Raw genomic sequence first — 13,466 nt, forward strand, 5'->3', positions numbered from 1 at the left:
GGTTGGATCTTCATGGTGCTTCAAGGTGGTGTTCTGCTTTTGGTTCCTGGGGGTTCGGTGGTTGGATCTTCATGGTGCTTCAAGGTGGTGTTCTGCTTTTGGTTCCTGGGGGTTCGGTGGTTGGATCCTCACGGTGCTTCAAGAAGATGGTCCACCTTCTTGATCCCTGAGGCCGAAGCGACGAAGGAGCGAGGGTCTCGAAGGGTCCGGTGACGCCAGGCTCTCAACGGAAGACCGAAGCCTTGACGCCGGGGGCCAAGATGAGTTCTCGACCGCGAATACACAACAACAGGAGCTGTAATGGCAACGCTTGCACAGACTGTCGGGTTGACCGATGTTCAGCAGGAAATCGTCAGCAACGTCCGGCGATTCGTCGACAAGGAGATCATTCCGGTTGCCTCGCAACTGGAGAAGACCGACACCTATCCGACGGAGATCGTCGAGCAGATGGCCGAGATGGGTCTGTTCGGGCTGATGATCCCCGAGGAATACGGCGGGATCGGTGAGTCGCTGCTCACCTACGCCCTGTGCGTCGAAGAACTCGCGCGCGGCTGGATGAGCGTATCCGGGGTGATCAACACCCATTTCATCGTCGCCTACATGATCCGCCAGCACGGCACCGATGAGCAGAAGCAGAACTATCTCCCGCGGATGGCGACAGGTGAACTGCGCGGTGCGTTCTCGATGTCCGAACCCGAACTAGGATCCGATGTCGCGGCGATCCGCACCAAGGCGCGTCCCGATGCCGACGGCAATTACCGCATCGACGGCCAGAAGATGTGGCTCACCAACGGTGGCAGTTCGTCGCTGGTGGCGGTCCTGGTCCGCACCGACGACGACCTGACCAAGAAACACCGCGGCCTGACCACCTTCCTGATCGAGAAAACCCCCGGATTCGGCGAGGTGGCACCGGGTCTGACGATTCCCGGGAAGATCGACAAACTCGGCTACAAGGGCATCGACACCACCGAGATGGTGTTCGACGGTTTCACAGCCCCCGCGGACACAATCCTCGGCGGCGAACCGGGCCAGGGCTTCTTCCACATGATGGACGGTGTGGAAGTGGGCCGGGTCAATGTGTCGGCGCGGGCGTGTGGCGTGGGGCAGCGGGCGTTCGAGCTCGCCATCCGGTACGCGCAGCAGCGCAGCACCTTCGGCAAACCGATCGCGCAGCATCAGGCCATCGCGTTTCAGCTCGCCGAGATGGCGACGAAGGTCGAGATGGCACACCTGATGATGGTCAACGCCGCCCGGCTCAAGGATTCCGGCGAACGCAACGATGTGGCCGCCGGAATGTCCAAGTACATGGCCAGCGAATTGTGTGCCGAGGTCACCCAGCAGAGTTTCCGCATCCACGGTGGTTATGGCTACTCCAAGGAGTACGAGATCGAACGCCTCATGCGCGATGCCCCGTTCCTGCTGATCGGTGAGGGTACCAGCGAGATCCAGAAGCAGATCATCTCCAAGCGGCTGCTGCAGGAGTACCGGATCTAGGACACGCCCTAGGGGTTCGGTTCGCGGGTACGGTGGGACCCGTGAACCGCTCGGATGTGCCGCCCGGATACGGCTATCGGCCAGCGCGTTCGCCGCTGGCGACCATCGTGTGGTGGGCGTCGATCGACACCGATGGTTCCTACACCGACGCCGCGACCGAGTTCTGGGGACTGTCGTTCGGGCTGCTCGGAGATGACACCCCGACGGCTACCCTGGTCGGTCCTGCTACCCGCCCTCGGACGCTGGAACTACCTGCCGGACAGGTGCACTGGGGTGTCGAATTGGCACCGCACGTGTTCCTGCGGGGGATCGACGTCAAACCCGTCGACGAGTTCCGTGAACTGGAGACCGACGGCGACTGGTTCCTGCTCGGGGGTACCCGCTACCCGGTCCCGGACCTCGACGGCCTCGAACGCCTCGTCGACTCCCTTGCGTCGCAGGGTGCGCTCGTCGCCGAACCACTCGTCGAACGCGCTCTGGACGGCAGGTCCGTTCCCGGTGCCGAACGGACGGTGCGGAGGATAGTGACGGAGACGGCCGGGATCGGCCGCAAGAACGTCGAGCAGATCCGGCGGGCCCGCACTGCCTACCGGCTCCTGCACGCCGGGCTGTCGGCGGCGGAGGCCGCGACGCAGGCCGGATACACCGACCAGTCGCACATGACCCGCGACTTCCGGCTGTTCGCCGGCGACACCCCCGGACGCATCTTGCGCGGCGACGGCGCGTCCCCGTTCGACAGCAGAGATGTGGCCGATTCTTCCAATCCGTGACGGTGGTGCGGGGGCGATTCTGGTGTTACCCGATGAAAGGACACAACGATGACCACCTCGCCGCTTCCCCGCGTACCCCAGGACGTTCTCGACACCGTCAGTGACCGGATCGCCGGTGTGCGGTTGCCGCGGTTGGTCCCCACGGCCGCCGCCGCACCCGGCCCCGCCCAGGACCGCCAGCGCAGTCTGCTCAACCGTTGGCGTGACGGATTCGACTGGCGGGCAATCGAAGACCGCGTCGAAGCACTCGGGTATCACGAGACCACGCTCGCCGACGGCCGCACGCTGGCCGCCATCGTCGCCCGTGCCGACAAGAGCACCGGGGCGCCGATTCTGCTGATCCACGGCTGGCCCGATTCGCCGCTGCGCTTCCTCGACCTCATCCCGCTGCTGCTCGACGCCGGCCACGATGTGGTGGCACCGGCGATTCCGGGTTTCTGGTACAGCACCGAACCCGAGGGTGAGATGTCGCGGGACCTGGCAGCCGAAGACTTCCACACCCTGATGGGCGAAGTGGGCTACTCACGGTTCGCCGTCCACGCCGGCGACTGGGGCAGTGCCGTCGCCCAGAGCATCGCCCAGAGTCATCCGGACAGTGTTGTGGCGCTACATCTTACGGACGTGCCGTTCGATCTCGCCTACACCATCGACGTGACCGACTGCTCGCCCGCCGAGGCGCTGTACCTGACGGCGATCGAAAAGTTCGGTGCCGGCGCCCTCTACCTCACCGCGAACACGATGCAGCCGAACCTGATCGCATCGGTGCTCGCCGACACCCCGTTCGGGCTCGCGGCGTGGCTCGGCAGCCTGTACGACGCGTGGAGCGACACCCCGATCGCCGACGACCATGTCATCGCCAATGCCGCCGTGCAGTACCTGACCGGTACGGTGCGGTCGTCGATGCGCCTGTACTCCGAACCGGCCGCCGGCTGGGGAGCCGACGAATCAGACTGGGGTACCGACGAATCGGATTGGGGAGCCGACGAGTCCGGCGCAGGCTCGTGGGAGGGCACTGCCGCCGAGACCGCGGATGCTGCCGGCGACTGGTCCGATGGCGGGGCCGATTGGGCGCCCGCCCGCGTCGAGATTCCAACGGCATTCGCCCTGTTCCCCGCCGATCTGGCGATGGCACCACGTGAGCTCGCCGAACGGTTCTTCGCCGTCGAACGATTCACGATCATGCCCCGCGGCGGTCATTTCGCCGCGCTCGAGGAGCCCGCGCTGCTTGCCGACGACATCGTCGGGTTCCTCGCGCAGCTCTGATCGTCAGCCGGCGGGGATGCTCGAGGGGGCGTCGATCAGCGAGCGCAGGACGGTGAAACTGTCGTGCGCCTCGACAGCGGCGACGGCACGTTCGACGCCGACCCTGGAGATCTCGAACGACTGCATCCGCTCGCCGGCCTCGGCGGTGCACACGAACGCCAGCCACGGTTCGGTGATCGCCGCCCGGTACAGCGTCCACATGTGGTCGCCGTCGGTGTCGACGCCGTGGTCGCCGAGCCGGGTCACATAGCGCCGCACCAGTTCCCGCTCGATGCGGCGGGCCTCGTCCGCCTCGAGGGATGCGGTGACGAAGTAGGCGATGTCGCGGATACCGGGCCAGGCCATCGCGACCTGCCAGTCGAGGAATCCGGGCCTGCCCTCCTCGAAGAACAGATTGCCCAGATGGGTGTCACCGTGAATCAAAGTGCGCGGCTGCGACGCCCAGAACGCGTCGATATCGGCGCTGCGTTCGAAGAAGATCCGGCAGTCGCGCTTCTGGTCATCGGGAATGATGCCGGCGGTGTGCCCGGTGATGGTGCCGATGAACTTACGCCGGATCAGATCGCCGAGCCGGATCTCCGCGGGTGAACGCTGGGCGAGCTCCCATAGATCACCGTCGAAGCGGTCGGTATTCCAGAACCGTGCGTGCAGCCCGGCGAGTGCGTCGACCACCGCCTCGGCCTCGGCGACGGTGACGGCGTCGACGACGGTACGGAACTCTGCTGTGGCTGAAAGATCCTCCAACAGAAGGACATTGCGTCGGCGCAGGGTGTCCTCCACAGCGAGATAGCAGCGGGGGGTGCGCACCGGCGGATCGTCGCCGAAGGCCCCGTAGGCGAGGACCTCCTTGGTACCGAGCCGGAAGACGTTCATCAGCACGTGCTGCAGGTAGTTGCGCGGCGGCAGTTTGAGGAACAGCGAATCGGGCAGGTGGGTATCCGACTTGACCGCCAGACGGGCACGATTGGCGGTTCCGGAATGCGCATCGACGACGGTGACCGATTCGATGGCGGTGCGGGGTACGCCGAGAGCGTCGGCGAGCCAGGACGCCGACACTTCCTTCTCGTTCAGCGGGACTTTCGCTCCGAACCCGATCGCCCGGTCAGCGAGGGCGCGGAAAGCCTCGGTGGTGACCAGCCCGATGCTCTGTGCGGTGATCAGAAGAGCCGGTGTCACTTCGCGCCCGCCTGTGCTTTGGCCTTCTCTCGGGCTTCACGTTCCTCCTTGTTACGCACCAGTTCCCGGAACCCGATCCGGTCGAGGTTCGATTTGGGTTGCACACCCCATTCGGTTTTGGCGGTGGTGCGCCCGGTGCCCTCACCCGGACCGCCGAACGGCGGGCCGTCGATCGGGTGCGGATACTTGCATTCGGCCTTCTCGTCGTTCCAGCGCACCTTCATGAATTCGTCACAGATCTCGGTGAGAGACAGCGTCGGCGCGCCGTACCAGACGGCGAGCACCGGGACGGTGAACGCACCCTCGATGACGAGGCCGAACAGACAGACGATGATGAAACGTTTGAGCCATTTGTGCATCCGGGCGAATGCGGGTGTGGTGCCCGGGGGGAGTTCCTGGTCGACCTCGGAATCGGCCGCGGTGGTGTTCTTGCTCATGGTTGGTCCTTGTGAGTTCAGTCGGCGAAGATTTCGCGGTTGACCGTGTGGAGGTAGGGGATGGCCAGGAACGGCGTTATATAGAAGATGTCGAACGCCCACCAGCCGACGACCGGGAGAATCGTTCCGTCAAAACGGATATCGGCGTACATGGTCATGTTCACCACATAGCCGACCCAGATCACCACCCCCATCCAGCAGGTGACGATCAGCCACTGATGACCCCAGCGTTTCATCTGCAGGAACGCGATGCCGGCGGCGATGCGCATCGGGAACACCACGAAGATGCAGGCGATCTCCCAGCCCTTCTCACCGGGCGCCGACGTGCCGCCGATGAACAGTGAGTTGTATTCCCAGAAGTAGCCGTTGTCGGCGTAGTTTCCCCAGGCGGTGAAGAACACCCGATTGAGGAGCGAGTGGTTGGCCATCAGATCCAGACCCCAGCCGATGCTGTTGATGAACGCGTCGAGGATCACCAGGTAGCCGATGAGGGTGACCATGATCGGCCGCACCGACATGCCGTCCTGGGTGGCCTTGCGCTGCAGGTACAGCCCGCGCAGGAAGATCGGCAGACCGATGAAACCGAACACCAGCGTGCCCATGAAGGCGGTGCCGGTGATGAGCCACTTGTCGGCTTGGCGCTGAGCGATCTTGCTGTCTTCTTCGTGCTGGTCGTAGGACAGGCCACCGGATGTGGGATTGGTCATGACGCGGCCGGAGCCGCCGGTCTTGTCTGTGAATGCCATGGCGTCAGTTCCACCAGCCGCGCTGGAACGACCAGACCAATTGCAGGATGAACATCGACAGCAGGAATCCGTAGATGGTGAGTTGAAGGACGATCAGCGCCCGCTTGCGGTCGCGGTCCTGCTTGTTGAGGGGAGCGTTCACGGGGAACTCCTAGGGGTATCGGAAAGGCGTTGGCGGGCAGGTCAATCGGAGAAGATCTCACGGTTGACCGTGTGCAGGAACGGCAGTGCCAGGAACGGTGTGATGAACATGATGTCGTAGGCCCACCAGCCGAGCACGGGCAGGATCGTGCCGTCGAAACGCAGGTCGGCGTACATGGTCATGTTGGAGATGTAGCCGATCCACAGCACCACCCCGAACCAGCAGGTGACGGTCAGCCACTGGTGTCCCCAGCGTTTCATCTGCAGGAAGGCGATGGCGGCGGCCACCCGCATCGGGAACACGACGAAGATTCCGACTGCCTCCCAGCCCTTTTCGCCGGGTGCCGACGCACCGCCGACGTACAGCTCGTTGTACTGCCAGAAGTAGGCGCCGTTGTCGGCGTAGTTGCCCCAGGCGGTGAAGAACACCCGGTTGAGCAGCGAATGGTTGGCGATGAAGTCGAGCGCCCAGCCGACGGTATTGAGGAATCCGTCGAGGATCACCAGGTAGCCGATGAGCGTGACCAGCAGCGGCCGGACGGTCAGTCCCTCCTGCTGGGCCTTACGCGAGAGGTACATCCCGTACAGGAACAGCGGTAGCCCGATCAGACCCAGCAGATAGGTGCCCATGAACGCGGTGCCCGCGATCATCCACAGATCCGACTTGCGTTGCGCCTTACGGCTTTCCTCTTCATGCTCGTCGTAGGTGAGCCCGGTCTTCCGCGGACTCTTCATCACCGGCGCCTGCGGGTCGTTCTTCTTTCCCGAGATCTGAAAACTCATGCGGGGGCTCCCGAGAGGTGGGCGGTGGCGATCTCGTAGAGCCCCTCGTGGATCGCGCCGTCACTGCTGAGCGGGGCGAGGATGCACGCCTGGGCGGCGGTGAGTTCGTCGGCGCCGGCGGCGATGAAGCGGGCGGCGGCCACCAGGGTCCGCGTGGACGGCGGTTCGAAGTGGAAGGCATCGTCGGCGTGGCGGATACTCAACGCGCAGTTGACCAGTCGGCGTGCCACGTCGGCGCCGACACCGGATTCGGCCACCAGTACCTCGATCTCCCGATCAGGCGGCAGATAGGTCATCGGTACGGTGACGAACCGCTGCCGGAACGACGGTTTGAGGTCCTTGAGCGAACTGCGGTAGGCGGGGTTGTAGGAGCAGACCAGCATGAAACCGTCCGGGGCGTGCAGGGTTTCACCCGCCCGGTCCAGGAACAGGGTGCGCCGGTGGTCGGTGAGCGAATGCAGGATCGCCAGCGAATCGTGCCGGGCCTCCACCACCTCGTCGAGGTAGCAGATCGCTCCGGTCTTGACCGCTTTGGTGAGCGGGCCGTCGACCCACACCACGTCGCCGCCGGTGACCATGAACCGGCCGACGAGGTCGGCGCTGGTGAGGTCGTCGTGGCAGCTGATGGTGATCACCTCCCGGCCCAGCAGATGCCCCATGTGTTCGACGAAGCGGGTCTTGCCGCAGCCGGTGGGGCCGGTCAGCATCACCGGCATGTGCTGGGCGTAGGCCCATTCGAACAGCTGCACCTCGGTGCCGTTGGAGAAATACAGGTCGTTGCTTGTCATTCGGAGACCAACTCTCGGTGGATATGAGCCAGGATTTCGGGTAGGTCGTCGACGTGGCCGATGCGGCGGGACTTCTTCTCGCCGAACACTTCCGGCAGCGGGTCGACGCGCACCGGTCCGACGCCGATGTAGAAGACGGAGATCGCGGCCTCCTCGGCCTCTTCGACGGCGTGCGCGACGTCGGCCCACGCGTACCGGCCCTCGTAGCCCTCGTCGGAGATGAGACCGTCGCCGATGATGATCAGCAGCCGACGCTCGGACGGCTGGTCGAGCAGGCGTTTGGTGAGGTGCCGGATCGGCGCGCCGAGCCGGGTGTAGCCGCCGGCCCGCAGGCCCTGCGCGCTCGGGTCGACGAAGTGTCGGTCGTCGAAGTCCTTGAGGCAGTTGACCTCCACCCGGTGCCGGGTGTTGCCGGAGAACACGAAGATCCCGTGCCGCTCCTTCGCCAGGGTCATCGCCCGCGACAGGGCGTCGGCACAGGCTAGTTCGATGCGAAAGGCCTTGCCGCCGTTGGAACTCAGCGACGAGGAGCCGTCGAGCAGCAGGGCGGTGCTGACATCGCGTGAACTCGGCAGCAGTTCCCGGAAGATCCGGGGTTCGCCGGCTTCGCCGGTGATGGTGTCGAGGTAGTGCGCCACGTAGCGGTCGACGTCGACGTCGGAGCCATCGTCGAGGCCGCTGCGGATGGCGCGGTGGGTGTGTTCGGCGAACCATTTGCGGATGTCGGGGGACACCGCGGCGACCGGACTGTTGCGGGTCTGGTGCCGACGTTCGAGCACCGCAACATGATTGGGCAGGAACGCCTGATTCCACATGTTCCACTCGGGGTACGGGACACCCACCCGCTGATCCGGATCGATCTGGACCTCGTCGTTCTCGGGTTTCGACGGTGGCGGCAGATTCGAGTTGCGCACCCCGCCGTCTCCGCCGACCGGAATCGACATGAGCCGCTTGGCATCGGTGCGCGAGGACGTCCACGGCATCCGGCCGTAGCCTCGTTTGAACTTGGCGGCCAGAGAATCGGACTCGGGTGGCCGGACGGTGATCCGGCCCAGAATCGTGTGCGGGTACAGGTCCATTTTCGTCCGGGCCAGTGCCAGCGCGCGGTCGACGATCGCCTCGCCGTCCAGGTCCGGGTCGAGATACTCGATTCCCGGTGCGAGCCGGTCCAATTCGGGGATCAGGCCGGGAAAGTTGCGGGCCACCCAGCCCGCCGCAACCCCGCCCTCGATCACGGCGAGCGCCGCGAGCTGTCGTGGGGTGAGTTCGTGCAGACGGAACCAGTAGAGCCGGCCCTTCGACGGGGAACATTGCAGCGCCACACCACAGGTGAGGGTCGTACGGGTCCAGCCCGCCTCCAGCGCGGGGTAGGGGACGTTCATCATCGTGTGACCGGCATTGAGTCCGAACGTACGTCGGGGTCCGCTCATCAGCCGGACACCCGAAATGCGTTGTTCGGAGAATGCGACCGCGGTGACCGAACAGCTGCGTTCGATGGCCATCGCATCGGATTCGGTTGTGGCCGTGCTGGTGCGGCCGGTGCCAGGCGGCGGCATCGTCACCTCTTCCGCGAGCGTGGGTGCGCTCATCGGGTCAGAAGGTTCCGATGTTCTTCATGATCCAGTACCAGAACCAGATCACCAGTCCCATCACTCCCCAGGCAAAGGCGAGTCGGACGATTTCTTGCCACATGGATTGTCTCCGTATCAGTTTCGGAAAAATCGGTTTCGGTCTAACGGGGTTGTAGGCTGCGCAGCGTATAGGTGAGATAACTGTCGGCGGACTCTTTCCGCAGCTGATCGGCGTCGATGGTGACCGCGAGCAACCCGTACACGCCGAGCAGGAAGAACACCGCACTGTGATACGGATCGACGACGATCTCGGCCTCACCCCTGCGCTGCGCGGACTGAATCAACTCCACGACCAGGGTGATCACCTTGTGCTCGCGCCACTCCTCGGTCACCGGACGGTTCGGTGAGAAACGCAGCGCCACCAGATCTTTGAACAGATGTTTACCGAGTCGGGTCTCGATATCGGCGACGAGATCGATGGTCTTGGCCAGCGCGTCGGCCAGCGGCGGTCCGGTCGCGAGAAACCCGCCGAGCGCCTCGGAGATCAGCTCCTCCTGCCGCGCCTCGATGTCGACGAGCACGTGCTCCTTGGTGGGAAAGTGAAAATAGAACGTCCCCCGGGCGACACCCACCTCGGTGACGATCGCATTGAGGTCGGCCCCGGCGATCCCCTTACGGGCGTACTCGTCCGTCGCGGCGTCGAGCAACCGCCTGCGCGTCTCAAGGCGCTGCGCCTCGCGCCCGGTGGGCGCACCCGTCAATCCGCTCATTCGATGACCCCCGAGGTGTAACCTGTATCACTACACGCAGATACTGACAGACGTCACTGACAAGTGTCAACCGCTAGGATTGGCGTGCAAATTTAAAAGCTCGTGTTAAATTTGCACGCATGATCCCTCGGTTAGTCGCTGCGGAACTGCGGCGGCGTCTGGCTGCGACGTCGGCTGTGGTGCTGCTCGGACCACGGCAGATCGGGAAGACGACGCTGGCGCGGGACCTGGCCGACGACTGGCCGACAGGCGCGACCTACCTCGACCTTGAGCGTCCGGCCGATGTGCGCCGGCTCTCCGATGCCGATGCCTACCTGCGGGGGCAGTCCCCGCGGCTGGTGGTGCTGGATGAAGTGCAACGACTCCCGGCGATCACCGAAACCCTTCGCGGCGTCATCGACGACAACAGGCGGACGGGCTTCCGCAACGGTCAGTTCCTGCTGCTGGGCTCGGCATCGCTGGATCTGATGAAGCTGTCTTCGGAAAGCCTGGCCGGCCGGATCTCGTTTCTGGAATTGTCCGGCGTCAACGTCGATGAGGCAGCGTCGTCAGGCATCGGCATGGACGATCGTTGGGTCCGGGGAGGGTTTCCTGACGCCCTACTGGCGTCAGATGACGACTCCCTGCGCTGGCGGCAGGACCTGATCCGGTCGTACCTGGAACGCGATATCCCGATGTTCGCCCCTCGAATCCCGGCGGAGACACTGCGTCGTCTCTGGACGATGCTCGCCCACTCGTCGGGCGGCCAGCTGAATGCGTCGAAACTGGCCGCGGGGTTGGGCGTCACCAGTCCGACTGTCACCCGGTACATCGACTTACTCGCCGACCTCGCACTGGTGCGATCACTCCCGGCCTGGCATACGAACGTCGGAAAGCGCGTCACCAAGGCCCCGAAGGTTCACGTGCGCGACTCGGGGCTGCTCCATGCTCTCCTGGACATAGACTCCCTCGACATGCTTCTCGGGCACCCCGCAGCAGGGGCGAGCTACGAGAGTTTCGCGGTCGAGTGCGTCATCGACGCCGTCGGCGATCGCTGGCAGCCCTACCACTACCGGACCGCACGTGGAGATGAACTCGACCTGGTGCTCGTGCGTGGCGGGCGGCCACAGATCGCTGTCGAGGTGAAACGATCTACAGCACCGCATGTTTCGGCCGGATTCCACCGCGCGGCCGATGACTTGGCGATCTCCGAACGCTATGTCGTCTACCCTGGTGACGACACCTACCCGATGAGCGGCTGTACGGTGATCGGACTTAGGGCGTTGGTCCGCTCACTGCGAGAGATCAGCGCCCGGGCTTGAACTTGTAACCTGCGTCACTGCCCCGCAGATACACTGACAAGTGTCAATATCTTGGATTCGGGTGCGAACCGCTTCCGGAGGTGCCCGGGTTGGGAGCCTCGCGTCACCGGACCCTTCGAGACGAGTCGGCTCGCAAGCTCGCGCGCCTCTCCTCAGGGATCAAGAAGCGTCCCCACGCAAACGTCTTCTTGTTCGGTATCGACAGTCCGGTGACCAGAGCGGCCATATGTCAAGAAGGGTCCCCGGCGCAAACGTCTTCTTGTTCGGTATCGACAGTCCGGTGACCAGGATGGTCATAAGTCAAGAAGGGTCCCCGGCGCAAACGTCTTCTTGTTCGGTATCGATAGTCCGGTGACCGGGGCGGCCGTATGTCAAGCAGGGTTGCCGTCGGACAGGCCGGCGGTCTGCAGGTCGAGGGGCGTTGCGGACGCAAACACCTTCTTGATCCCTGAGGCCGAAGCGACGAAGGAGCGAGGGTCGCGAAGGGTCTGGCGACCTTTCGCCATCTGACGCGACCTCCTCGAACCAAGGCGGCCTATCCGGCGGCGATGAGGAGGTCGCGGAGTTCGGTGGCCAGGACCTTGCCGGTGCCGCCGCGGGGGATGTCGTCGGCGGAGGTGACGACCAGCCAGACCGACGGGACCTTGAAGGCGCTGAGGAGTTCGCGGGCGCCTGCGCGCAGGGCTTCCGGGGTGGTGCCGGTGGTGGAGACCACTGCCGCGCCGACGCGGGGGCCGTTGGGGCCGGGGATGCTGGTGACGAAGGCGGCGTCGACGCCGTCGAGGGCGCGCAGTGCGGCCTGCACCTCGCTCGGGTAGACGGTGGCGCCGCTGACCTTGAACATGTCGTCGGAGCGGCCCTTGTAGAACAGGAAACCGTCGTCGTCGAATTGGCCGAGGTCGCCGGTGGGGTAGAAGCCTTCGGCGGTGAAGACGTCTTCGCGGGTGCGGCCGCAGATGCCCTGGAGGATGCGTTTGCCGCGCAACTGGATCTCACCCGACTCGCCGGGGCCCAGTGGTGCGCCGGTGACAGGGTCGGCGATCCGGACCTCCACTCCGTCGAACGGCTTTCCGCAACTGCCCCAGGCTGATTCGGGCATGTCCCGGTCGGCATGGAAACCGCAGTAGGGGCCGAAGGACTCGGTCATCCCGAACAGGTTGGCGCGGGCACCCGGACGGGGACGCAACTCTGGGGGGAGCAGCGCGGGCAGGCTGCCGTCGGCGATCGACGACAGATCCGCGCCTGTGTCGGCGGCCAGCGCGGCCACCGACACCGCCTGATCGGGCCAGCCCCGGAACAGTGTGACCTTCTCGGAGACAATGAGATTCAGTGTTGACTCGGGGGTCGGTACCTCCTCGGTCACCAGTGTGGCACCGGCGGACAGCGCCGACAGGACGCCCGCACCGAATCCGCCGACCCAGAAGAACGGCATCGGCAGATACAGGCGGGTGTCGGGGCCGACCAGACGAGCCTCCTGGCCCGACTGGACGGCAAACAGTGCACTCTCGTGAGAATGGTTGACACCCTTGGGGTTTCCACTGCTTCCGGAGGTGAAGATGGTGACCAGGGGATCGGCGGGTGTGACCGCCGAGGCAAGTCCGTCGACGATGCTCTCGGGGACGTCGGAACCGGAGGCGGTGAACAGTTCGTCAGGGGTCCACGCCGACCGTAGCGACGGTAGACGTCGTTCGAGGAGACGTTCGCCGCCGGTGGGCAGCACGTCGCTGCCGACCCATTCGGCCAGTTCGTCCAGGTACCGGTGGCCGCGGAACTCCTCGACCGTGATCAGCACCTCGACGCGGGCGGTGGCCAACTGGGCGTGCAGTTCCCGGGCCCGGAGCAGGGTGCTCAGCGGTACCAGGACGGCGCCGATCCGGGTGATTGCGAGCGAGAGCTGAACCCAGCGAACGGAATTGGGTGCCATCAGGGCGACGCGGGTGCCGGTCCCGATCCCGGCACCGATCAGCGTCGACGCCAGTTCCCTTGTGCTGGTGTCGAGTTGCTCGTAGGTGAGCCGTTCGTCCGGATCGATGACCGCGTCCTTGCCCGGGAAACGCCCGGCCGCATCGCGGATCAGCGCGTCGACGGTCAAAGGTCGTTCGGGCTTGACGAGTCGGCTCATCGGGTCGCTCCGGCGAGCTGGTCCCGGACGGCCCGCAGATCGGCCTTGCCCGAAGGCGTGCGGGGAATGGTGTCGACGATGACCAGTTCGGTGGGCACCTCGTA

Annotated in this window: 13 protein-coding genes; 4 read left to right on the forward strand and 9 right to left on the reverse strand. The window is 64.9% G+C overall.

Annotation, left to right across the window (positions count from 1 at the left end; all coding sequences use genetic code 11):
- The first annotated feature begins 300 nt into the window (after positions 1–300).
- Genes KDB67_RS19320 through KDB67_RS19330 form a run of 3 tightly spaced genes read left to right on the forward strand, consistent with a single transcriptional unit; the run spans position 301 to position 3,527 of the window.
- Positions 301–1,494, forward strand: a complete 1,194-nt coding sequence (locus KDB67_RS19320) for an acyl-CoA dehydrogenase family protein (RefSeq protein WP_291019402.1) — start codon at positions 301–303, stop codon at positions 1,492–1,494.
- Between the two features lie 41 nt (positions 1,495–1,535).
- Entirely contained in the window at positions 1,536–2,264 is a 729-nt protein-coding gene (locus KDB67_RS19325) for a helix-turn-helix domain-containing protein (RefSeq protein ID WP_291019404.1), read from the forward strand.
- A 48-nt stretch (positions 2,265–2,312) separates the two neighbouring features.
- Complete coding sequence (locus KDB67_RS19330) at positions 2,313–3,527, forward strand: epoxide hydrolase family protein (protein ID WP_291019407.1); 1,215 nt, start codon at positions 2,313–2,315, stop codon at positions 3,525–3,527.
- A gap of 3 nt (positions 3,528–3,530) precedes the next feature.
- Here KDB67_RS19330 and KDB67_RS19335 read toward each other — a convergent pair whose 3' ends face one another.
- The 8 genes from KDB67_RS19335 to KDB67_RS19370 all read right to left on the reverse strand — a co-directional run bounded on the left by KDB67_RS19335 (position 3,531) and on the right by KDB67_RS19370 (position 9,939).
- Positions 3,531–4,703 (reverse strand): phosphotransferase, encoded by a 1,173-nt coding sequence (locus tag KDB67_RS19335; protein WP_291019410.1) that lies wholly within the window; start codon positions 4,701–4,703, stop codon positions 3,531–3,533.
- Positions 4,700–5,140: a hypothetical protein gene (locus tag KDB67_RS19340; protein ID WP_291019413.1), complete on the reverse strand. Its 441-nt coding sequence runs from the start codon at positions 5,138–5,140 to the stop codon at positions 4,700–4,702. The genes KDB67_RS19335 and KDB67_RS19340 overlap by 4 nt, the downstream gene beginning before the upstream one ends.
- A gap of 17 nt (positions 5,141–5,157) precedes the next feature.
- On the reverse strand, positions 5,158–5,847 hold the full coding sequence (locus KDB67_RS19345; RefSeq protein ID WP_291019439.1) for a hypothetical protein: 690 nt from the start codon (positions 5,845–5,847) through the stop codon (positions 5,158–5,160).
- Between the two features lie 43 nt (positions 5,848–5,890).
- Positions 5,891–6,028 (reverse strand): hypothetical protein, encoded by a 138-nt coding sequence (locus KDB67_RS19350; protein WP_291019416.1) that lies wholly within the window; start codon positions 6,026–6,028, stop codon positions 5,891–5,893.
- Between the two features lie 41 nt (positions 6,029–6,069).
- On the reverse strand, positions 6,070–6,762 hold the full coding sequence (locus KDB67_RS19355) for a hypothetical protein (protein ID WP_291019441.1): 693 nt from the start codon (positions 6,760–6,762) through the stop codon (positions 6,070–6,072).
- 44 nt (positions 6,763–6,806) lie between these two features.
- Positions 6,807–7,598: a CbbQ/NirQ/NorQ/GpvN family protein gene (locus tag KDB67_RS19360; RefSeq protein ID WP_291019419.1), complete on the reverse strand. Its 792-nt coding sequence runs from the start codon at positions 7,596–7,598 to the stop codon at positions 6,807–6,809.
- On the reverse strand, positions 7,595–9,154 hold the full coding sequence (locus tag KDB67_RS19365) for a VWA domain-containing protein (RefSeq protein WP_291019451.1): 1,560 nt from the start codon (positions 9,152–9,154) through the stop codon (positions 7,595–7,597). Before KDB67_RS19365 ends, KDB67_RS19360 begins: the two co-directional genes overlap by 4 nt.
- Positions 9,155–9,330: 176 nt before the next feature.
- On the reverse strand, positions 9,331–9,939 hold the full coding sequence (locus tag KDB67_RS19370; RefSeq protein ID WP_291019422.1) for a TetR/AcrR family transcriptional regulator: 609 nt from the start codon (positions 9,937–9,939) through the stop codon (positions 9,331–9,333).
- Positions 9,940–10,058: 119 nt separating this feature from the next.
- Between KDB67_RS19370 and KDB67_RS19375 the strand changes: the two genes are divergently transcribed.
- Positions 10,059–11,240 (forward strand): ATP-binding protein, encoded by a 1,182-nt coding sequence (locus tag KDB67_RS19375; protein ID WP_291019433.1) that lies wholly within the window; start codon positions 10,059–10,061, stop codon positions 11,238–11,240.
- 535 nt (positions 11,241–11,775) lie between these two features.
- On the opposite strand, the gene KDB67_RS19380 is transcribed toward KDB67_RS19375, so the two are convergent.
- Positions 11,776–13,362: a class I adenylate-forming enzyme family protein gene (locus KDB67_RS19380; protein WP_291019436.1), complete on the reverse strand. Its 1,587-nt coding sequence runs from the start codon at positions 13,360–13,362 to the stop codon at positions 11,776–11,778.
- Between the last annotated feature and the right edge of the window lie 104 nt (positions 13,363–13,466).

It is taken from the genome of Gordonia sp. (in: high G+C Gram-positive bacteria), assembly GCF_020438995.1.
GTDB lineage: Bacteria > Actinomycetota > Actinomycetes > Mycobacteriales > Mycobacteriaceae > Gordonia.

Bases quoted from the DNA above. Each gene is read 5' to 3' on its own strand.
- KDB67_RS19320 (WP_291019402.1), top strand. From the start codon at position 301: ATGGCAACGCTTGCACAGACTGTCGGGTTGACCGATGTTCAGCAGGAA.
- KDB67_RS19330 (WP_291019407.1), top strand. From the start codon at position 2,313: ATGACCACCTCGCCGCTTCCCCGCGTACCCCAGGACGTTCTCGACACC.
- KDB67_RS19340 (WP_291019413.1), bottom strand. From the start codon at position 5,140: ATGAGCAAGAACACCACCGCGGCCGATTCCGAGGTCGACCAGGAACTC.
- KDB67_RS19345 (WP_291019439.1), bottom strand. From the start codon at position 5,847: ATGACCAATCCCACATCCGGTGGCCTGTCCTACGACCAGCACGAAGAA.
- KDB67_RS19355 (WP_291019441.1), bottom strand. From the start codon at position 6,762: ATGAAGAGTCCGCGGAAGACCGGGCTCACCTACGACGAGCATGAAGAG.
- KDB67_RS19360 (WP_291019419.1), bottom strand. From the start codon at position 7,598: ATGACAAGCAACGACCTGTATTTCTCCAACGGCACCGAGGTGCAGCTG.
- KDB67_RS19365 (WP_291019451.1), bottom strand. From the start codon at position 9,154: ATGCCGCCGCCTGGCACCGGCCGCACCAGCACGGCCACAACCGAATCC.
- KDB67_RS19370 (WP_291019422.1), bottom strand. From the start codon at position 9,939: ATGAGCGGATTGACGGGTGCGCCCACCGGGCGCGAGGCGCAGCGCCTT.
- KDB67_RS19375 (WP_291019433.1), top strand. From the start codon at position 10,059: ATGATCCCTCGGTTAGTCGCTGCGGAACTGCGGCGGCGTCTGGCTGCG.
- KDB67_RS19380 (WP_291019436.1), bottom strand. From the start codon at position 13,362: ATGAGCCGACTCGTCAAGCCCGAACGACCTTTGACCGTCGACGCGCTG.